General features: G+C 40.7%; 16 protein-coding genes. 3 read left to right on the top strand and 13 right to left on the bottom strand.

All coding sequences use genetic code 11. From position 1 onward, the window contains the following. Positions 1 to 238 precede the first annotated feature (238 nt). The 10 genes from LC586_RS09280 to LC586_RS09235 form a co-directional block, all read right to left on the bottom strand. A complete protein-coding gene (locus tag LC586_RS09280; protein WP_229484275.1) occupies positions 239 to 3,922 on the bottom strand; it encodes a CHAT domain-containing tetratricopeptide repeat protein in 3,684 nt (1,227 codons plus the stop codon). A 142-nt stretch (positions 3,923 to 4,064) separates the two neighbouring features. Further along, positions 4,065 to 4,454 carry a trypco2 family protein gene (locus tag LC586_RS09275; protein ID WP_229484274.1) on the bottom strand — a complete coding sequence of 130 codons (390 nt, stop codon included), beginning with the start codon at positions 4,452 to 4,454 and terminating at the stop codon, positions 4,065 to 4,067. Positions 4,455 to 5,057: 603 nt separating this feature from the next. Further along, positions 5,058 to 5,924, bottom strand: coding sequence for a S66 peptidase family protein (locus LC586_RS09270; protein ID WP_229484273.1), 867 nt, complete (start codon positions 5,922 to 5,924; stop codon positions 5,058 to 5,060). A gap of 128 nt (positions 5,925 to 6,052) precedes the next feature. Then, positions 6,053 to 10,546 carry an nSTAND1 domain-containing NTPase gene (locus LC586_RS09265; RefSeq protein WP_229484272.1) on the bottom strand — a complete coding sequence of 1,498 codons (4,494 nt, stop codon included), beginning with the start codon at positions 10,544 to 10,546 and terminating at the stop codon, positions 6,053 to 6,055. Positions 10,547 to 11,052: 506 nt separating this feature from the next. Next, on the bottom strand, positions 11,053 to 11,607 hold the full coding sequence (locus LC586_RS09260; RefSeq protein ID WP_229484271.1) for a Uma2 family endonuclease: 555 nt from the start codon (positions 11,605 to 11,607) through the stop codon (positions 11,053 to 11,055). A 56-nt stretch (positions 11,608 to 11,663) separates the two neighbouring features. Continuing rightward, on the bottom strand, positions 11,664 to 12,719 hold the full coding sequence (gene dusB / locus LC586_RS09255) for a tRNA dihydrouridine synthase DusB (RefSeq protein ID WP_229484270.1): 1,056 nt from the start codon (positions 12,717 to 12,719) through the stop codon (positions 11,664 to 11,666). 256 nt (positions 12,720 to 12,975) lie between these two features. After that, positions 12,976 to 13,212 (bottom strand): RpnC/YadD family protein, encoded by a 237-nt coding sequence (locus tag LC586_RS42570; protein ID WP_438822883.1) that lies wholly within the window; start codon positions 13,210 to 13,212, stop codon positions 12,976 to 12,978. Between the two features lie 482 nt (positions 13,213 to 13,694). Beyond that, complete coding sequence (locus tag LC586_RS09245) at positions 13,695 to 14,138, bottom strand: type II toxin-antitoxin system VapC family toxin (RefSeq protein WP_229484269.1); 444 nt, start codon at positions 14,136 to 14,138, stop codon at positions 13,695 to 13,697. Between the two features lie 2 nt (positions 14,139 to 14,140). Then, a complete protein-coding gene (locus LC586_RS09240) occupies positions 14,141 to 14,380 on the bottom strand; it encodes a DUF2281 domain-containing protein (RefSeq protein WP_104902398.1) in 240 nt (79 codons plus the stop codon). A 390-nt stretch (positions 14,381 to 14,770) separates the two neighbouring features. After that, positions 14,771 to 15,628 (bottom strand): acyl-CoA desaturase, encoded by an 858-nt coding sequence (locus tag LC586_RS09235; protein ID WP_229484268.1) that lies wholly within the window; start codon positions 15,626 to 15,628, stop codon positions 14,771 to 14,773. Between the two features lie 171 nt (positions 15,629 to 15,799). Between LC586_RS09235 and LC586_RS09230 the strand changes: the two genes are divergently transcribed. From LC586_RS09230 to LC586_RS09220, 3 genes are all read left to right on the top strand, one after another. Next, on the top strand, positions 15,800 to 17,029 hold the full coding sequence (locus tag LC586_RS09230; protein WP_229484267.1) for a TetR family transcriptional regulator: 1,230 nt from the start codon (positions 15,800 to 15,802) through the stop codon (positions 17,027 to 17,029). Between the two features lie 222 nt (positions 17,030 to 17,251). Next, the gene (locus LC586_RS09225) at positions 17,252 to 17,542 is read left to right on the top strand and encodes a hypothetical protein (protein ID WP_229484266.1); all 291 of its coding nucleotides are present in this window, start codon (positions 17,252 to 17,254) and stop codon (positions 17,540 to 17,542) included. Then, entirely contained in the window at positions 17,517 to 17,780 is a 264-nt protein-coding gene (locus tag LC586_RS09220; protein ID WP_229484265.1) for a Txe/YoeB family addiction module toxin, read from the top strand. The genes LC586_RS09225 and LC586_RS09220 overlap by 26 nt, the downstream gene beginning before the upstream one ends. Positions 17,781 to 17,785: 5 nt before the next feature. Here the strand turns inward: LC586_RS09220 and LC586_RS09215 are convergent, their stop codons facing one another. The 3 genes from LC586_RS09215 to LC586_RS09205 all read right to left on the bottom strand — a co-directional run bounded on the left by LC586_RS09215 (position 17,786) and on the right by LC586_RS09205 (position 19,089). After that, positions 17,786 to 17,923 carry a hypothetical protein gene (locus LC586_RS09215; RefSeq protein ID WP_229484264.1) on the bottom strand — a complete coding sequence of 46 codons (138 nt, stop codon included), beginning with the start codon at positions 17,921 to 17,923 and terminating at the stop codon, positions 17,786 to 17,788. A gap of 431 nt (positions 17,924 to 18,354) precedes the next feature. Next, complete coding sequence (locus LC586_RS09210; RefSeq protein WP_229484263.1) at positions 18,355 to 18,729, bottom strand: hypothetical protein; 375 nt, start codon at positions 18,727 to 18,729, stop codon at positions 18,355 to 18,357. 168 nt (positions 18,730 to 18,897) lie between these two features. After that, entirely contained in the window at positions 18,898 to 19,089 is a 192-nt protein-coding gene (locus LC586_RS09205; protein ID WP_229484262.1) for a hypothetical protein, read from the bottom strand. Between the last annotated feature and the right edge of the window lie 403 nt (positions 19,090 to 19,492).

The raw sequence follows: 19,492 nt of genomic DNA, 5'->3' as shown, positions 1-19,492 counted from the left end.
AGCGATCCTGGCAAGAAGATTTGCCTCTCTTTGCCAGGATTTATCAATTCCTTCAGCCTATAAAAATAGAGGCTCTATTTAGGCACTCTTTTTCTTTTTGAACTCTTAAATTTCACTAAGTAGGTTGGCACAAATAAAGTTAACTAGTTAGATCGTCATTTTTCATTTGTCATTATTTATTAGTAAGGGTTTCAGTAATTTTATATTTCTTAACATAGTAATGTTTATTTCCGCCTATTTACTTATCACAACCCAGGAGTTTTAAGACAGGAGCGATTATTTCATCAGATATTGTCGGTAAAGGAAGCGTTTGCTTTTCGTCAAATTTAGCTATCTTTCCCCATTGAAAAACTACATCTTGACGTTTACTTTTATGTACTAAGTCTTCCAATGAACACAAAATACCGTATATCCATTTAACTAATTTATCTTTATTATTAGATGCAGATGGCTCCTTATCGTCAATCAGATCCTTTATCATTTCTAATGTTTTGTAAAACCAAGATATAGCCTCTGAATAGCGTTGTTGATCATAAAATAGGTAACCCAGTTTTCTCAAATTTTCCGCAATGTTTAAGTGCTTTTTTAAAAGTTTATTTCTAATATCTAAGGCATTGAGATAATGTTCTTCAGCCTTTTTATAATCTTTCTTGTCTTTATAGAGGTTAGCTAAGGTACTCAAAATATGAGCTGCCTCTAGATTCTCCTGTCCTTGTAATTGTTGATTCAGCTTCAACGCTTGATGATAACCATCTTCAGCCTTGTCATAGTTTTCCCGTGAATGGTAAAACGTAGCTAAATTATGGTAACATTCGGCTGCAATAAGCAAGTTTTCATCCTCATCGTTTGAGAAGTTTTCACTCCTCTGCAACGCTTTTTCATATAGCTTTTGAGCATTATCCCAGTCCTCCTGCACACGATAAAAATATGCTAAGTAGTTTAAACTCTCTACAATTTCTGAGTGATTTTCTGGATATTCGTTTCTGATTTTTAGTGCGCTCTCAAGTAGGGGCTTAGCTCTCCAATAGCGCTTTTGCAAGGAGTAGAGATAACCCAAATCAGCCTGACTTTTGGCTACATCAAGAGCGTATTGTTTATCTTTATCATAAGGCTTCTGTTTTCGGAGCTTTTTTCCAATCTTTAAAGCTTTGCGATATCGAAGTTCAGCATCCTGATCGCGTTTCAGAAATAAGTATAAATCTGCCAGGGCATTCTGACTTTTAACTACTTGACTTTTAACTACATCAGAACACACCTCTTTCAAGCGTTCTTCAGTAGTTGACAGGCATTTATTGTACCACTTTTCTGCTTCTGAATACAATCCCTGACCTTCATAATATCTTCCCAGACCAATGAAAGGTTGGATTATATTCTCATCACTCAGATATTTATTCAAAGCTTCTTCTGTTGCCTCTTGTATATGCTGAATGCTTTGTTCAACTTCTAAGATTTTTTTAATAGTAAGTCTCTGGGGAATTTCTCTAGCTACTTCTGCTATCGCTTGACAAAAATTGCGCTTGTATTCTTCATTTACCTTTGTCTCTAATAATTTCAGTTTATCTTTAAAAAATTCTCGAATCAGTGGATGCAGTTGGTAAGCATTATCGTCACTTTCTTTATCACTTTTTTTAATTAAACTGAATTCTATTAGAGTATGTCTGGCTTCCTCTAAATCAGTTGATTCTTCAACTTTTCCTGCACTTTCTACTTTTTCTACTAATAACCAGGGAATAGGAGAGGAGGAAAACAAACTTAGTAGATACCCTAAAAATTTTTGATTTTCATCCAAACGTTTCCAACTTAACTCAAAAGCATCAACAATACCTCGCTGAGCGGTCATCACTTGCCTCTTTAGCAAAACTTTACTTTCCAGACGCTGATTTTTTAACCTTTCTTGCATTTTTGCTAGAGATAAACTTTCGTCTATGCTCAAATAGCGTCCTACTAACTCCAACCCTAAAGGCAAATTATCTAGCCACTGACAAAGTTCTTTAGCAACTTTTAAATCATCTTGTACTCTTTTTCCCACTAGCGAATTCAATATATCCAACCCTGCTTCTTGAGACAGTACATTCAAGTCCAGTGGTACAGTAGGCGAACCTAACTTGTCCCGTGTGGTGATTAGCACCTTAAAGCGTTTATCTGTGGTGGGCGGTAGATAATGTACTATTTTCTCAAAATTCTTCTTCGTAACATTATCCACCACTAAAAGCACATTGCCTTCTAGCCAGTACTTCCAACAATATTTAATCTGACTCTTTAAATCCGATGGTGGTGGCTGCAAGTTTAATTCGGATTTAGCAAAGAGTAGCATTTCTCCAAATCCCAGATTAGAGTCTTCCTGATTTTCATCTTCCTCCATCTGAACCCAGCAAACCCCACCTTCATAGGTCTGTTGCTTGTAATGATGATTGGCATATTGAATAGCTAGTTCTGTTTTACCAACTCCACCCATACCAGTAATAGCAACTATATTTTTATCTTGGAAAAGCTTCTGTAGTTTTTTGAGTTCCTCGTCCCGTCCAAAAAATTGATCCTCAATGATGCCACTATGGGGAATGTTCGCTGGGATATTTAATGTTGCTTGTTGCTGTTCATCTGATTTTTTTTCTGATTTAGTTTCTGAGCTATCATCAAATTCAAACAGATATCCATCTTCGTTGCCATCATAACGCATGAAGATAACTGGACGATACCATTCGTAGTCATAATAGCGCATTGCATTAGAAGCTAGTGTTACTGCCTCTAGCAACGATTGTTTAGCACCCAAGGCACGATAAAACTGTTCTATAAACCTAGTTACACTATCTTCACTGATATTAAATGGTGTTGCTACAACTGCTGACACATCAAGAAGAAGTTTTTGAGCAATACCGTTGAAAACTGAATCACTTTCATAAGCTAGCGCTGATTTGCAAGCAGTGATGACTACTAATGCTGGTGCTGGCTTGCTAATACTCACCAGATTAGCAAAGGCTTCAGCATTTATGTAATTAGACTGTGCGTTATCATCCTCGAACAGAAGAAATCCTTCAGGTTTATTTAAAGGAACTTTGCAAATTTTGCATTTATTAACGTTTTTTGGATAAATAACTTCATTGGAATGGTCTTTAAGACAAGAAGGAGTATAACATCGTCTCTTAAAATAGCCATGCCCATTGAAATGGATTATGTCAGGACGTTTGCTACTTTCATTTCTATGATTGGTCAAATAATCACGTAATCTCTCACAGGTTGGTTTTTTTGGCGGTTGATACCAGGACAATAAACAAGCACTGTTCTCCAGTTCAGCTTTTCTCAAACCCTGACGTATTGCTAGTTCTTGCGACTGAATTCTTTGATTGTCATTTTCAAATGCCGTTGATGAGATTAGTAAAACTTTCATCTGCTCAACCGATCGTTTTCCCTTTGGTAGGGAATTTCTATGGGCAATTAGATATGAGAAGATAACTCGGCGTTTTGCTAGAAAATCCTGTTCATTATGTACCAATTGCCAAGGATATAAAGGTAAGTTAGATGTCTGAATCGCGTCAGCTTCATACTGAAGTTGAATATGTAAGCGCTCTTGAGTTTCCGTTGAACTAGCTTTTCCCAATGCCTCAAGCAGTGCTTCTTTAATTTCACCAGTGAATAAGGCATTGTAGAGTTTTATCCCAATCTTTTTATGCATTTCTGACGCATAAAAAAACCGCTTATTATCTTTAACGAGTAAGCCTTCTTGTAACATCCAATTCTTGTCATCACTTTTACTAGATTTGTATCTACGATCTAGAGCATTTAGTGCATTAAGTATGGTAAATAGATTAGGATCAGCATCACCATCAGAAAAGGGTAACTTAGACTCTTCGCTACCATACTTGTCTGCGGATATTTGAAACTTTATTCTGTCAATTGGAAATAGATTTAGCTTTAGCGTTATCATTCACTTTCCAAAGTATAGGACTCCTATTTGATTTTTGAACAAAACTTCGTACACTTTTATTCTTTCTTCTCTGTTCCCTGTTGCCTGTTCCCTTTTCCCTAGCTACGCCAGTAATTTCAGAAATCAAATCGGATTGCTATAGTTAAATTTTGTCATCATCACCATGTATAACTGTCTGTGAAGTTGAATCGCTAATTTTTTTCTGTAGTTTTGGATCTATTCGTTTCCATATTTCTTCAGTAGTAAGTATGGCTGGAGTGAGGGTGACTTTTATCTTGTGTATATTTTCTCGTTTCATCTTTGTAGTAGCTTCTTTGCTACCTTCTAGTCCACCGGAGACAACAAAAATTTTCCAACCAGCTTTTGCTTTACCCTGAGTTTTAGTCTCATTATCTCTGGAAATTGTGACTTGAAGTTCTAACTCGATCTTTTCTACGAAAAATACTGGGGATTCTTTGTTAGTATTCGCCAACTCTTCTTTTACTTTGGCAATTAGTTCACTCAAACCAATATCATTAGATTCTCCAGACATAGTAACTAGCCTTGATTTTAGTTTTATAGTTAACTGCTAATGTATCACATCTAACCAAACATGGATGACAAGTAATTTGATTTCAGAGATACAACCAAATATTTCTGCACAAATATTTCTATAAAGGAATACACTATGCTCCTTTGTATTTCCAGAAATTGTCTAAATATTTTGATTATAACAGCCATCTTAGAACTGGAGTACACGCCACAAACGTTCTTGGTTCGTCCTTGTACCCGACGTGAGGTAGGGATTCCCTTATCTGTGCAATCAAATCTTTTGTGTGTAGTGAAGCCGACCTCAGAAAAGCTAAAAATTTAACTCCAAAGCAAGTCTATACTGCCAAGAATTGGCGACAAGCCAAATATGACCCAGATTTTCAGATGTTATTACCAAAATAAGGAGGAGTAGTTCACTTTTGAGTGCCGATACCTTTACACAAAGTGCGATCGCTCTTACTATTGACCTTCAGTTGTCCAAAGTTTAACAGTTCTATGCTCACTGGCAGTAGCAATCATTTTCGCCAACAGTATCAATTAATGTATAGGCTTATGCTGAATGAAGACAAAAAGTGATAGGTGCAATTTTTATGAAAATCAGTAATTAAATTGTTAGCTCGTAGTAAATTCCAAAGGGAATACTTATAGGATTAGTAATATGACCGAAGTCGGCTTCTATCAAGACCGGAAAATCATATTCGCCTACAAGGATGTCTAAAATCTCTTTAAAGGACGACTTAGGCTGAAATACAGTACCTTTGTCTACTTGACCGAAAACTAAACCACTGATTTTTTCAAATGCTCCAGCTAGCTTGAGATGGGTTAAATACATTTGCCAGTAGTAGCCGTTGGTTTCAATGTCGTCTTCTAAAAACAAAATTGCTCCGTTGGGAATTTCAGGAGCAAAAGGCGTACCTAATAGCCAGCACATCACAGCTAAGTTACCCCCTACTAAAGGTCCAGACATACGTCCTGAACGATAAACTTGGAATTCTTGAATTGGCTTTCGCGTGAACCCGGAAAACTCCAGGGGACTTGCTAATGTTTTTTGAAACTGCCAAAACTCTGATAGTGGCGTATCTTCAGCAAAGTGGTGCAAATTTAGACCATAAATGGTCGGGATGTTAGCCTTTTGCCAAAGATTCCAGCATAGAGTGGTAATGTCACTCATACCAATAAAAGGTTTTGGATATTTAGCAATTAGTTTGTAGTCTATATGTGGGAGTATTTCATTAGAACACCAGCCTCCCACAGATGCCATAACTATATCGTATTGAGGATTAATAAAGCCCTCTTGTAAATCCGATACTCGCATAGCAATGGGACTGGAAATATTACCCCAGTTATCCAGTGCGTGGGAAGATAAGGTGACATCATAACCCAACTGATTGAGAATTTCGATGGAAGTAGTAGGGTTAGATAAATTAGGATCAATAGGCTTGGACGGAGAACAAACGTAAATGTGAGGCATAGTTAATATGACTGTTAAGCCATTCGTAACAAGTTAAGGAAAAGCAGGATTTGTCAAGGGTAGAGGAAAAGGCGATAAATCAAGGGGCAGTTTTCGAGCCTCAATCCTGAATCTAAAATCTAAAATTGTCAAAGCTTCTTGCACAAATCCCTGTTAATTTCAAGGGCATCTGCATCATCAGGATTAGGCTTGAGATAATTGTCTATGAAATTGCATCCTTCCTTAACTAAATAATCAAAATCCCATCTCCACATTCTTACCGTGTTGTCAGCACTGCCAGTTGCCAGCAGCTTGCCATCGGGGCTGAAGCTGACACCCCAAACCTTATTTGTATGCCCACTGAGGGTTTTAATTTCCTTGCCTGTGGTGGTATCCCACAGTTTGACCGTGTTGTCAGCACTGCCAGTTGCCAGCATCTTGCCATTGGGACTGAAGCTGACACCCAAAACCAAGTCTGTATGCCCACTGAGGGTTTTAATTTCCTTGCCTGTGGTGGTATCCCACAGTTTCACACTCTTGTCATCACTGCCAGTTGCCAGCAGTTTGTCATTGGGACTGAAGATGACATAATTAACCGAATTTGTATGCTCACTGAGGGTTTTAATTTCCTTGCCTGTGGTGGTGTCCCACAGTTTCACACTCTTGTCAGCACTGCCAGTTGCCAGCATCTTGCCATTGGGACTGAAGCTGACACCCAAAACCAAGTCTGTATGCCCACTGAGGGTTTTAATTTCCTTGCCTGTGGTGGTATCCCACAGTTTCACACTCTTGTCATCACTGCCAGTTGCCAGCAGTTTGCCATTGGGACTGAAGATGACATAATTAACCGAGTTTGTATGCCCACTGAGAGTTTTAATTTTTTTCCCTGTGGTAGTGTCCCACAGTTTCACACTTTTGTCAGCACTGCCAGTTGCCAGCATCTTGCCATTGGGGCTAAAGCTGACACCCCAAACCAAGTCTGTATGCCCACTGAGGGTTTTAATTTCCTTGCCTGTGGTGGTATCCCACAGTTTGACCGTGTTGTCAGCACTGCCAGTTGCCAGCAGTTTGCCATTGGGACTGAAGATGACATAATTAACCGAGTTTGTATGCCCACTGAGGGTTTTAATTTTTTTCCCTGTGGTGGTGTCCCACAGTTTCACACTCTTGTCAGCACTGCCAGTTGCCAGCAGTTTGCCATTGGGATTGAAGCTGACACCATTAACCGAGTTTGTATGCCCACTGAGGGTTTTAATTTCCTTGCCTGTGGTGGTATCCCACAGTTTGACCGTGTTGTCAGCACTGCCAGTTGCCAGCAGTTTGCCATTGGGATTGAAGCTGACACAAGTAACTGAGTTTGTATGCCCACTGAGGGTTTTAATTTCCTTGCCTGTGGTGGTATCCCACAGTTTGACCGTGTTGTCAGCACTGCCAGTTGCCAGCAGTTTGCCATTGGGACTGAAGATGACATAATTAACCGAGTTTGTATGCCCACTGAGGGTTTTAATTTTTTTCCCTGTGGTAGTGTCCCACAGTTTCACACTCTTGTCAGCACTGCCAGTTGCCAGCATCTTGCCATTGGGATTGAAGCTGACACCATTAACCGAGTTTGTATGCCCACTGAGGGTTTTAATCTCCTTGCCTGTGGTAGTGTCCCACAGTTTCACACTCTTGTCAGCACTGCCAGTTGCCAGCATCTTGCCATTGGGATTGAAGCTGATGCCCATAACCCAGTCTGTATGGCCGATAAGGGTTTTGATTTGTTTGCCCGTGGTGGTATCCCACATTTTGACCGTGTTGTCAGCACTGCCAGTTGCCAGCATCTTGCCATTGGGACTGAAGCTGACACCATTAACCGAGTTTGCGTGTCCTCCCAAGGTGTTGGGCGCTACAACGTTGGAAACTGTATGCAATAATCCCAGTTCTACTTGGGTGTGGGTATCGGCATCTACCCAAGGTGTACGTCGCATTTGCACAACCGCTTTTAAACTTGTCTTCAAAGCCTTCGACCCGTAACGCAAAAGCGCATCGGAATTTTGAGCCAGAGAATTAATCTCATTGATAGTGGCACGCCACCAACCAACACTCGCTACCCCCGCCAAACCCAAGGCTATGATGGAGAGGCTACCAAGTCCGATAATTGTCAACCGTCGCCTGCGTTCCCCTTCTTGTCTCTCCCTATCCCGTTCTTGGGCGCTAACTTGGATAAAATCTTGCTCCTCCTGCGTCATTTCATCCACACGTTTGCACAACCAATCTTCCGCCACACTCAACGGCACACCCCGCAACAACGCCCCAGCATCATGGTTATCATCTTTCCACTCTCGTAATGCTACCTTCAGCCGCTCTTGCCAAATGCGAAACTCACGGTTTGCTTCTATCCACTCCCGCAAGGTTCCCCATTCCCGAATCAACGCTTCATGGACAATTTCTACTGTTTCTATTTTCTCAGTTTCATCCCACCTAGTCACCACTAAACGTTCATCAGCTAAACGTTTGACTAAACCCCAATTTTCTTTTCCTACCTCGTTGCAAGTCGCTACACGTCGGGTATCTTCCGTACCTTCCCCAGGACGCACTAATTGAATAAATATTTTTTCCGCACGTTTTTGATCATCCTGACTCAGCTTATCCAACACCGTATCGGCGTAGTTAGCCAAAGCTTTCTCTAAACCACCAATTTCTTGATAGGCTTCGTGGGTGAGAAACCATTTTCTCGGTTTGAGCCAAAGCTGCATCAGGGTAAACTCAAGTAAAGGTAAACGTCCCGATTCATTACCCAAATCTCTGATTAAAGTATCTGTCAACCCTTCCTCAAGTACAATCTTCATTTTTTGTGCTGGTTTTTCAACCGACCTACGCAACTCCTCCCGGTTCATGGGGCCAAGATTATAAATTCCCTGCTGCAAAGCATCGCTAAAAGGACGGTAAGATAAAGCATAGCCATAAAAATCTGCCCGCAGCGTTAGAGCCAAGGTAAATCTAGGAGCGTGGTTGATAGCGTAGATCAATGCATCTAAAAAAGGCTGGCGTTCCTCTGGCGGTGCGAGGGTGTAGAGTTCTTCAAATTGGTCGGCGATAAGTACTAGATGTCTTTTAGTGATAATATCATTTATAAACTGGGCTAACCTTGTCTCTTCATGCCGCAAGTCTACCTCTAAAACCATTTGGTCTAATCTGCGTTGTATATCTGTTGAATTTTCTCCTTGTAGTGGTGCAGGGGAATGACAATGATGATTTAATGCGATCGCTAAATTACCAAGAGGATTATTCCCCGGACGAAAAGAAATAATCTCCATATTCCCAACTTTTCGTAAACGCGGAACCAACCCCGCAAACACCACAGAGGACTTCCCACTCCCAGATGCACCAACCACAGGAACCAAAGATTTACTTTGAACTGCTGCTACCAACTCATCAACAAACTTCTCTCGACCAAAGAAAAAATCTGCCTCTTCTTCCCCAAACGCCGACAAACCCTGATAAGGACACTCAGGTAACTTCCCAGATAATCCACCCAAATCTGACCAACTGGGAGGAAGTTCTAATGTATTCTTGCAAATAATCGGTAACCAACTCACTCCTGGTAGGGGCTTTTCTCCCTCAGATTTTCCTGTCAGTTCTTGTAATTTACCCCTTGCTTTCAAAACAGCGGTAAATAAAGAATCTCCACCAGCGTAAGAAGAAAGAAAAAACTTGAGAAACTTGTGCGCGATTTTATCCGGTACTGGTTCCCGCCAAACTATGACGTAAGGTAAATTTAAATCTGCCAATCGTTGTGCTAAACCCAAACCATCACAGGAATTAAAAATTGCTAATTTTAAACCTTTACTAATTGCTGATTTTAAAGTATTGGGAATTTCTTCTAAATCTAAACTATCGTTGGGATTAAGAGCAATTATACCTTTTTTTCCATCCTCTTGAGATTCACTGTGTCCCGCAAAAAACAAAATATCACAAGGCTCGTCCCAAAGTTTTTGAAGTGACTCCCGCTTTGGTTCTTTCAAAGAAATAATTTCTGCGCCTTGTTTTTCTAGCTGTATAATTAATTTTTCATCGGTTTCTGTATCCAGGTTTTTACTATCTCCAAAAATACTGATAATTTTAATTCTTCGGAAAATTTCAGACTTTAACTTATTTGTAGATACAGCCGTTTTTTGCAGGTAATCTTTAAAAGAAAGCGCTACTTCCGAGGAAGAATGTTGGTCAAATAAATAACATTCCTGCCAAGGTATGCGATGTAAGATGTTTTTTGTAGGTTGTGATGTAACTCCGTGCGTATTGACAATTAAACGAATATCAATATTAGTATTTGAGGTAATTGCTGGTTCTAACTGTAACTTAATTGGTAGTAGCCATTGATTTAGTTTTTCACGTAAAGACTTAGCATATTCAGAACAGATATCTGCGGATACATTTGTAACTTGGTTACTTTTAAAACCTCTGCTGTCAGGTTGAACTAACAAGTTATAGATTTTTTTCCAACGTTCATAGCTATTTGGAATTTCTTCGGCTGGAGGTAATTGGATTTCTAGTTGCGTAATATTACTTTGAGTAGAAAAAGCGTCTATCTGAAGTTTTATTTTACTAAATCCCTGCTCAAAATCACCATCGCCAAATTGCAAATTTACCCATACTTCCATAAACCACCACTTGAAATTAATTTATCAAGGTGCCTTAATCACATATTACTGGAGTTTACAGCAGAAATCATGTATTTGAACCACATCTGTCGTAAGGGCACAGCAATGCTGTGCCCCTACCGCGTGGTCTATTTACCTGAAAATAGCTGTAAACTAAAAGTGAGCGATCGCTAGCAAAGCCATCCCCACTTACTGATATAAAAGTTAAGAAAGTCAGGGAAATTAATTATACAGACATACATTCAGTAGATCGAAACCTTTTGAAACTTGACGAAATCATAAGGGTTTCAGGCGATGGGTTGTAAGATGACGAGAGCGTTAGCTGCTCCCGCAGAAAGTCCATCCATAACGCCTGTTACTCAAAAAGTAGATTTTAAGGGGCTTCCAGGGGATTGTACTCTCTGGCTCAAATGATATGAATTATGAATTATGAATTAATAATTATTCGGTCAATCTAAAATTTAAAATCTAAAATCCAAAATTGTTTGACTAAAGCGATCGCCTTTTCAACCCAACAATTCATCTACAGCTAGATTCAAACCCAGTAATACTTTTTGAGTGCTAACCACATCACCAGCTTTAAACCCTAAAACCTGATTATCAGTCATTACAAAAACTAACCGACTTTCAGGAAATACTAGCCAAATTTCCTCGCAACCAGATTGCAAATACTCCTGCGCTTTGAGAAATAATTCTTCAGCTAAATCGGTGGGTGAAACTATTTCAGCAATCAACGGGAAACTCTGTGGCAAAGTGGGAACATTGCCAAATTGAGCTACCAAATCCGGCGTCAGATAAGCTACATCAGGACGACGCCCCTGTTTATATGTGCGACAAGGTACTTCAGTATAAACTTTCCCACCTTGTTGATTGGAGTTAATGTAACTTCTCCAGGAAAAGTAGATGTTGCCTTGAATTTCGCTATGTTTTAATGTCATCCCTGTTTTTTCTACTAGTTGCTCGTCTACCCATTCCATCCCTTTTGGAGGATTTGCCATGAAGTCTTCTAAAGAGAGGATTTCGGGGACGGATACAACATCGTTGTGTTTGGAAACTAACATTGTGAGCCTCCACTTTGGCTAGTTAAATATACAAAGTATAGAGTAATATTCATTTTTCAAAGCATTACCAAACTACTTTGCGTTTCTTCCTCTAGTTCATAACCATTAGCTAATTTTTCAATTGCTTGGTCAATCATTGCCAAACCCTGATCTACTTTTTCAACTAAACTTAGTTGTCCTCGAAGTTCGGCAGCACCAACGAAACCTTTAGCATACCAAGTCATGTGCTTACGGGCTTGACGTACACCGCGATCGCCTTTATATTCCCACAAGGCTTGTAAATGATCTCTTGCACATTCCAAACGCTGAATCGGGGTTGGTGACGGTAATATCTCTCCAGTTTTCAGGAAGTGATCAATTTCTCCCACCAAAAACGGATAACCCAAAGTTCCACGGGAACACATCACACCATCAGCGCCAGTTTGTTCTAAACACTTCACCGCCGCTTCAACGGAAAAAATATCTCCGTTCCCAATAACTGGGATAGAAAGCACTTCTTTCACACGGGCAATCCATTCCCAACGGGCATTGCCATTGTATCCTTGGGCGCGGGTGCGTCCGTGTACTGTGATCATTTTCGCCCCGGCATCTTCCATCCGCTTGGCAAAGTCGAGAATAGTAATTTCGTTATCATTCCAGCCAATACGGGTTTTTACTGTCACAGGTACATCAACAGCTTTTACCACTTCCCGCACAATTGCTTCTGCTACTTCTGGTTGCCGCAACAACGAAGAACCACCACCATTTTTAGTAATTTTATTTACCGGACAACCCATATTAATATCTACAGTATCAGCACCTTCTGCAACTGCTTTTATTGCTGCTTCTGCCAGGAAATCTGGACGGCAATCAAATAGTTGAACGCTAATTGGGCGTTCATTGGGATCTACCTCCATAATTTTGGGTAACTGCTTGACATAATGCAACCCTGTAGCATTCACCATTTCGGTATACATCATCGAATCTGGCGCATAGCGACGCACAATCCGGCGAAACACCATATCTGTCACCCCAGATAGAGGCGACTGGAGAACCCGACTTTTTACCTCAAAGGAGCCAATCTTGAGGGGTTGGGAGAGTCTAGCTTGGAGAATGGGAGAGAGCGAAATCATACAAAAAATAAAAAATTAATGGGAATGGAAAATAGCAGAAATATTTAGAGGTATCTGCGATGGGGGTAATTGTAGGTTACATAGGGCTATTTCATTCTCATCTAGCCCACCTCAGAATAAATTCTGAGGCTAATAGCAAAAGTCGTCTCAAGACGACTCATAAAGGCTTTTAGTCCACTAAGCGAGTAGCTGTAGCTCTGAGCCGCAGAACTTTAGTTCTGGGCGGTTTATGCTAGAACGAAATAGCCCTGGTAGGTTACATATCCTGACTTGGAGGATATTTTTGCATTTCTTGCTGAATCTCTTCTAGGCTCAAACCTAACTCTTTCGCTGTTTCTTCAAAACTCAATCCCAATCTCAACAACAAAGGTATCATTCTAAACTTTTCTTCACGCGCTCCTTCTTGCTTACCTTCCTGCTTGCCTTCTTGATAAACTCGTGTTTGTTTCAAATCACTTAACCCAAACATACCTTCAATCTCCTCTCGACTCATCGTCGGAAACTTGTAAACTAGTATTGTCTCTATCAATTCTAGTAACTGCCGCCGTTGTGGTTCAATGTTGATTTCTTGCTGGCTTGAAGTCTATTAACTGCCTAGCAGATGTAATTGCTGTCTCCTCTTCATCGACCACTAATTTCATCGTAGCAATTCCAACTGGCAATGATGCAGTTTCAATCGGAGATTGGATTGCAAGCTACCACGAAGAATTGATAGAACTATTAAAACCTGCGAAAAATAGCCCTGCCCTCATATAGCACCTTAGGTCGTGCCTTGTTACAGGTTAATTACGAGGAATATGGAGCGGGGCTTGCTAATACCATTTCTTTGTGAAGCTGCGCCAAATCTCTTAATTGATTATTTCTTGGCGTACTTGGCGCTCTTGGCGGTTCGTTCTTTATTTCTTGCACTATAGGCGCATCTTCATCCAGAATTGGTATAAGTTCTTTAATATACAACCAGTTTTTTAGCCTAAATTAAATCCAACTTTCTACAGGAAATTCCCTGGCTTTACGCATTCTTTGAAAATCACTATCTGATGTAACGAGAATTAATGAATGGCGTAAAGTTGTAGCAGCAATCCACAGGTCATTTTCACCGATGCCAATTTCTTGTAGTTGAGTTGTTTTGCGTTTACTCTTTTCTTTGGCTGCAAATCTTTTAATAATTTCCGACTTGAAATCTCCGTAAATTTCTGCCGTTTCATCATCAATTGGATAAATATCAATTCGGTTGAGAAATGCGCGAATTTTGATGAGATTTGCAGTTTTTTGTTGGGAGTTTTGTGCCATGAATCTGAGTTCACCTGCCACAATAGCACTGGTGGCGAGTGTAATTTTACCTAATTTCCGAAAGTGATTGACAACTTTTGGTTCACCTTCTATCAAAAAAGTGCAATGATTTGTGTCAAGCAAATACATTCTTAAAATTCCAGTGGCATACGAGTATCATGAACAAGCTGAAGACATTCTCTGATATCATCACCTGACCAAGTTCCTGCAAATTCTAGTAAATCTTCAGCTGTAGAACCACGTAAGTTATTTGTACTTGACTGTTTTGCTGTATGACTGGTTTTGATTTCTCGAATAAAATTAAGTGCTTCTGTTAACAATTCTGGTGGTAAAGTTTCTATTTCTTGGATTAATAATTCTTTGCTAGTCATCTTCTACCTCTAATCATCGTCCTTACTTTCCACATTGTAATCTGTAACAGTGCATCCATCGCTAAGGCATCAGGGTTCCCAAACGATAGTATCTAGATCAAGAATTGGAATCCTGAAGTCTTTACCAAGTCTATTTGCAAGAGTGCTTTTTCCAGGATCGGAATTGCCAAATATTAAAATTCGATGCATTGTGGTGATTTAATTAAGGTGCAGCAGAGTGATTTCTCAATTTTAAAACAGCTAAAATTATTAATTCTACGTAGTTAGTCATTCGTGGAATCGGCAATTGAAAGTGTTTCTACTAAATATGCAATTAGAATGCGTAACAGTTTATTAAGCCGACTGCGGTAAGCAATCGGCATAACAAATTCATGATGAATTAGTTGCAATTTAGCCGTGAGTTGCACCTTGAGGAGGACGCGAGACAACTTTTTTGGCTAAACCCAAAGTCTGCAAAACTAAGATGCTCCACCAAGTAACATCAATCTCCCACCAAGAAAATCCAGATTTTGCCATGTGGGGATAAGTATGATGGTTATTGTGCCATCCTTCTCCATAAGTGACGATGGATACCCACCAAAGATTACGAGCGCCATCATTGGCATCAAAGGTGCGATAACCCCACAGGTGTGATGCTGAGTTCACAAACCAGGTTGAGTGCCAAAGCAAGACACATCTGAGAAATACTCCGTAGAACACGAAAGGCCATCCTCCTAAGGCATAAAGCAGCAGCCCGAAGGGTATTTGCAGCAGCAAGAAGTAACGATCTAACCAGCAATAATAGGGTTGTCTTGCTAGGTCAGGGGCATATTTTTTATAGGTTTCATAGTCAAAAAATTCTGGGCGTGGGTAGAAAATCCACAGTATATGGCTCCACCAAAAGCCTCTTTGGGCAGAGTAGGGGTCTAAATTAATGTCTTCTGTGTGGGCGTGATGCTGGCGGTGTCCACCTACCCAAAAAATTGGCCCACCTTGCAAAGCCAACGCTCCGATGAGGGCGATCGCATACTCTAACCACTTAGGAACTTGGAAACTCCTATGGCTCAGTAGTCGGTGATATCCCAAGCAAATACCAATGCTCCCGAATAACCAGTGCAGAAACACTAGCAAACCTAATGCTGGCCAGGAGAAAAACCAAGGAGACAGAAGTGCTAAGGCATGAAATGTAGCAAAAAATACTACATTTGTCCAACTGAGTTGAGGTGAGTTGCCTCTCTCAGGGGCGATCGCCCCAAAATTTGCGGTCATAAAAGTTCCTGTTGATGGATCATGAAGCGATTTGCTTTTTCTTGGGCATAATCCCACTAGGATTTACCACCCTGTACACGAGTTCGTTACAGTAGAGTAAAGCAAGTATCACTTACATTTGTTATGCTAGCAGGATTCTAATTTCCGTGCAAGTGCCACTTGCATTTTTCTATGTCATCTCAACTCATTTCCACTCGTCAACGCCTGATTCAAGCTGCACTTGAGTTGTTTTCTGCTCACGGAGTCAGCGCTACCACAACTCGCCAAATTGCTGAAAAAGCCGAAGTTAACGAAGTGACTCTATTTCGGAATTTTGGCAATAAGCATGGACTGCTTTTGGCTGTGCTGGAAGAGTCCGCAGCCTTTAAGGATTTAGGTGAGTCGCTGGTGCGGCGGGCAACGCCTCCCGGCAATGTCTACCAAGCTCTTAAAGATTATGCAAGTGACAGCTTACATGCATTAGAACGAGTGCCAGAGTTCGTTCGGTCTGTGGTGGGTGAAGCCGACCAATTCCCGGCAGAAAATCGCCGCGCACTAGGCAGGGGAGTCACAGAGGCAAACCGCTATGTAGCTCAGTATTTAGCTACTGTAATCCAGCAAGGACATTTAAATACCTACTTACCGGCAGAAAAATTAGCCAGTTTGCTAAATGGGATGATCTTGGGATATGCCGTAATTGAGTTCACCAGCGAATTTCACGAACTTTGGGAGGATCGGGATGATTTTCTGGAAAATTTGGTGGAATTGTTTTTACATGGAGCCATGTCATCCTCAGCAGAACTAGCAACAAACTCCTTACAAGGAGGGTTCATTACCACAGAAGTAGCTGATTTACCTGCTACTTTAGTTCACGAAATTCTGCAACAAGCCAGAAAATGGGGAGTACGAGATTATGCCTTGGTTTATGTGTTATTTGGGGCTGGGTTATCTGCCACAGAAATAATTAGCTTGGAGCGATCGCACCAAATCTACGATACTCAAGGGCACTTTCTGCAAATTACAATTCCAGGATTTGTCCGACAAGTACCTGTGAATCAATGGATTCTGGGCAAACGCTACGGTTCTTTTACCAATAATCCTCTAATCAAATGGCTCAAAAGCCGTAAAGATACTCAAACAGCCATGTTTTTGAATGAAACAGGCACACCCATCTCAGAATCAGAGCTTCAGATACGTTGGCAAGTATGGAGTGAGGGACTGTTAACTCCCCAAGGACAAACGCCAGTAATCGCCCAAGCACAACAAACCTGGCGTGTAGAAATGTTAATGCGAGGGATCAGCTTGGAAAACCTGATTATTTTAACAGGTTGCGATCGCGCCCAATTACAGCCTTATGTCCGCCGAGCCAAAGAAAAAGCCGCCCTAGAGCAAGCGACTCGTTTGGATCATAAACCGGGATAGGGGAGTGGGGAGATAAGGGGAATAACGGGACTTAAACAAACTGAAGAATAAAAGCTAACCCTCGATGCAACGAATATTGAGATTATGAATCCTTGGTTGTCTCCAGAGTGAGCCAAACCCAACTTACAATATTGGCGATCGCCCGTTCACCATTTCAGCCATTGCGATCATACTAAGTTAAGCTAAAACTAATGTGAAATATTGCACCATGAGGGTTTAATCATGTTAAGTGGCATTAAACAGCAAGTGGTCGTTGGCAAGGATGGCAAAATCGAGATTCAAAAGTCTGATTTAGCAGAAGGAACTGTTGTTGAAGTGATTGTTTTGGTTGAACAAGATGTTGTTGAGACAAATGCTAACCAATCTATTCAACAAGATGTGACAGAGTATTTGCTGTCTACTGAAGCCAATCGTTACCACTTGATGACCGCTATTCAAAACATTGAAACAAAGACCAACTTGGTCAGTTTTACGCCTGAGGAATGGAATGAAGAATATAACATTCGCTCTTGAGGCATTTGAACAATTCAACGACTGGGCAGCACAAGATAAGAAAATTCATCGCAAGATCATCACCCTGATTAACGATATTGTTCGTCAACCATTTACTGGACTTGGCAAACCTGAACCTCTAAAGCATGAACTGAGCGGATATTGGTCACGACGAATTACGGATGAGCATCGTTTAGTGTATGAAGTGACTGAAACTGAAATCATCATTTTGAGTTGTCGATTTCACTATGATGTCTGAAGCAGTTAACGACCGCTCTTTAATTCATATCCAAACTGCGATCGCCCCTTTACTTCAACAACGTAGACACGGAGTGGCTTGTCGTTAGACATCGCCTCCTCGCAGTAGGAAAGCGATCGCTCTCTTAAGGCAATTGATCTCATTTTGACTAGCAGTAAGTCGTAGCGTAGTAGTCTGTCAATAAATAATTGATGGATAAATTTCCTGTAGAGACGGCGATTTATCGCGTCTCTTTAACGGTCAAAATGAATTTGACAGACCAGTAGAGCCGTTGCGGCAATCCAAGCATCTTGTGGGGATATTGGTCGTCTTGCGCTTTGTCGATTGGCACGAACCTGTGCCCATTCTTGACAAAGGGATTGATCGACTGGAATGATCAGGTAATTCCACAGGTATTGTTCTAGCTGTGTGAGGCGACGATCGCCTCACTAAAGCAAAATTGCCCACTGAAACAGTTCAATTTTAATTCATACAACTTCTAATTTATACCCAGAATCAGCAACACTCCAGCATGATGCAGTTAAACATTAGGGTAAAACAACAGAGGTTTTTTTACCATTGTTGTTTGCACCATTCAAGGTTGTAGCTGTACCTCAGATGGGGATTGAGTGTTGCTCGAACGGCGTGATAATTTCTTACGTGACTTGCCTCCCGCCTGGATATATTGCAAACTGTCTTTGCCATAATGGGTTGCCACACTCATTAACATCTTTTCAGAATAGCCGCCCAATTCTTCTTCAATTAGAGAGAGGCGACCTGCCATTTCATCTATGCTAGAGAGTAAAGTGTTGTAGGTAGATAGCTGGGTTTGCAAGGTTTGGATGCGGCTGTCGTAGTCTGTCAAATTTAATCCGTTGCCAAATTCTAGCGTCGGGTTAATTGATCGCATTCCTGCAATTCGACGGAGAGCCTTTTCGAGAGTGCGTGAACTGCGTTTTAGTCGTGCCATGAGATGCGCTCCTGAAGGAAGTTATCGGATTACTGCATGTACTCTAGCCAATGCAACCATAAATTTCTCTGAGAGATAATTCGGAAAAATTAAAGCAAATTCAGATCGACCTAATTATTTTTAGTGGATTGTACTGAGGTATTTATTAATTTTGTCAAAAAAGTAACATCAAATAAGCAACAGATACCTCAAAGTCATGTTGAGGTACTTGAACATCGTGTCGAGGTACTTGAACATCGTGTCGAGGTACTTGAACATCGTGTTGAGGTACTTAAAAGTCGTGTTGAGGTACTTCAACATCGTGTTGAGGTACTTCAAAGTCGTGTTGAGGTACTTCAACATCGTGTTGAGGTACTTCAAAGTCGTGTTGAGGTACTTTAAAGTCGTGTTGAGGTATTAGATGATGAGTTTTCTTGCCTTAACCCGATTTACGGCGAAGGCGATCGCACTGAAAAGTATCATAAATATAATTCAACTATAGGAGTCCTATTTGATTGCGTGAAAAAAACTCAGTAGACCTTAATCTTCTAGAATCCTTTTGCAAGAGTGCCTTTTGCCTCTTGCTTGCTTATTGCGCTTACGCTGCGCTTCGCACACCACCCGCTACGAATGAAAGAAACATTTTTCCCCTATACCCCTACACCCCTGTGTTTCTTGAAAGTTTATAGGTTTGCAGACTAGTTGGAGAGCGAAAAATAAGAAATCATTTATATGCCAGATAAAAAACTGTCCTAGCTCAGTATTAACACGGTTTTTTTAAAGT

Source organism: Nostoc favosum CHAB5714, from assembly GCF_020829495.1.
Classification (GTDB): Bacteria; Cyanobacteriota; Cyanobacteriia; order Cyanobacteriales; family Nostocaceae; genus Nostoc; species Nostoc favosum.
The sequence above is the reverse complement of the archived record's forward strand: the minus strand, read 5'-3'. Positions and strand labels throughout refer to the sequence as shown.

What these genes read in the sequence shown, in the direction of transcription:
- LC586_RS09280 (WP_229484275.1), bottom strand. Translation starts at nt 3,922, where the DNA reads ATGATAACGCTAAAGCTAAATCTATTTCCAATTGACAGAATAAAGTTT.
- LC586_RS09275 (WP_229484274.1), bottom strand. Translation starts at nt 4,454, where the DNA reads ATGTCTGGAGAATCTAATGATATTGGTTTGAGTGAACTAATTGCCAAA.
- LC586_RS09270 (WP_229484273.1), bottom strand. Translation starts at nt 5,924, where the DNA reads ATGCCTCACATTTACGTTTGTTCTCCGTCCAAGCCTATTGATCCTAAT.
- LC586_RS09265 (WP_229484272.1), bottom strand. Translation starts at nt 10,546, where the DNA reads ATGGAAGTATGGGTAAATTTGCAATTTGGCGATGGTGATTTTGAGCAG.
- LC586_RS09260 (WP_229484271.1), bottom strand. Translation starts at nt 11,607, where the DNA reads ATGTTAGTTTCCAAACACAACGATGTTGTATCCGTCCCCGAAATCCTC.
- dusB (WP_229484270.1), bottom strand. Translation starts at nt 12,719, where the DNA reads ATGATTTCGCTCTCTCCCATTCTCCAAGCTAGACTCTCCCAACCCCTC.
- LC586_RS42570 (WP_438822883.1), bottom strand. Translation starts at nt 13,212, where the DNA reads ATGAGTCGAGAGGAGATTGAAGGTATGTTTGGGTTAAGTGATTTGAAA.
- LC586_RS09245 (WP_229484269.1), bottom strand. Translation starts at nt 14,138, where the DNA reads ATGTATTTGCTTGACACAAATCATTGCACTTTTTTGATAGAAGGTGAA.
- LC586_RS09240 (WP_104902398.1), bottom strand. Translation starts at nt 14,380, where the DNA reads ATGACTAGCAAAGAATTATTAATCCAAGAAATAGAAACTTTACCACCA.
- LC586_RS09235 (WP_229484268.1), bottom strand. Translation starts at nt 15,628, where the DNA reads ATGACCGCAAATTTTGGGGCGATCGCCCCTGAGAGAGGCAACTCACCT.
- LC586_RS09230 (WP_229484267.1), top strand. Translation starts at nt 15,800, where the DNA reads ATGTCATCTCAACTCATTTCCACTCGTCAACGCCTGATTCAAGCTGCA.
- LC586_RS09225 (WP_229484266.1), top strand. Translation starts at nt 17,252, where the DNA reads ATGTTAAGTGGCATTAAACAGCAAGTGGTCGTTGGCAAGGATGGCAAA.
- LC586_RS09220 (WP_229484265.1), top strand. Translation starts at nt 17,517, where the DNA reads ATGAAGAATATAACATTCGCTCTTGAGGCATTTGAACAATTCAACGAC.
- LC586_RS09215 (WP_229484264.1), bottom strand. Translation starts at nt 17,923, where the DNA reads ATGAGATCAATTGCCTTAAGAGAGCGATCGCTTTCCTACTGCGAGGAG.
- LC586_RS09210 (WP_229484263.1), bottom strand. Translation starts at nt 18,729, where the DNA reads ATGGCACGACTAAAACGCAGTTCACGCACTCTCGAAAAGGCTCTCCGT.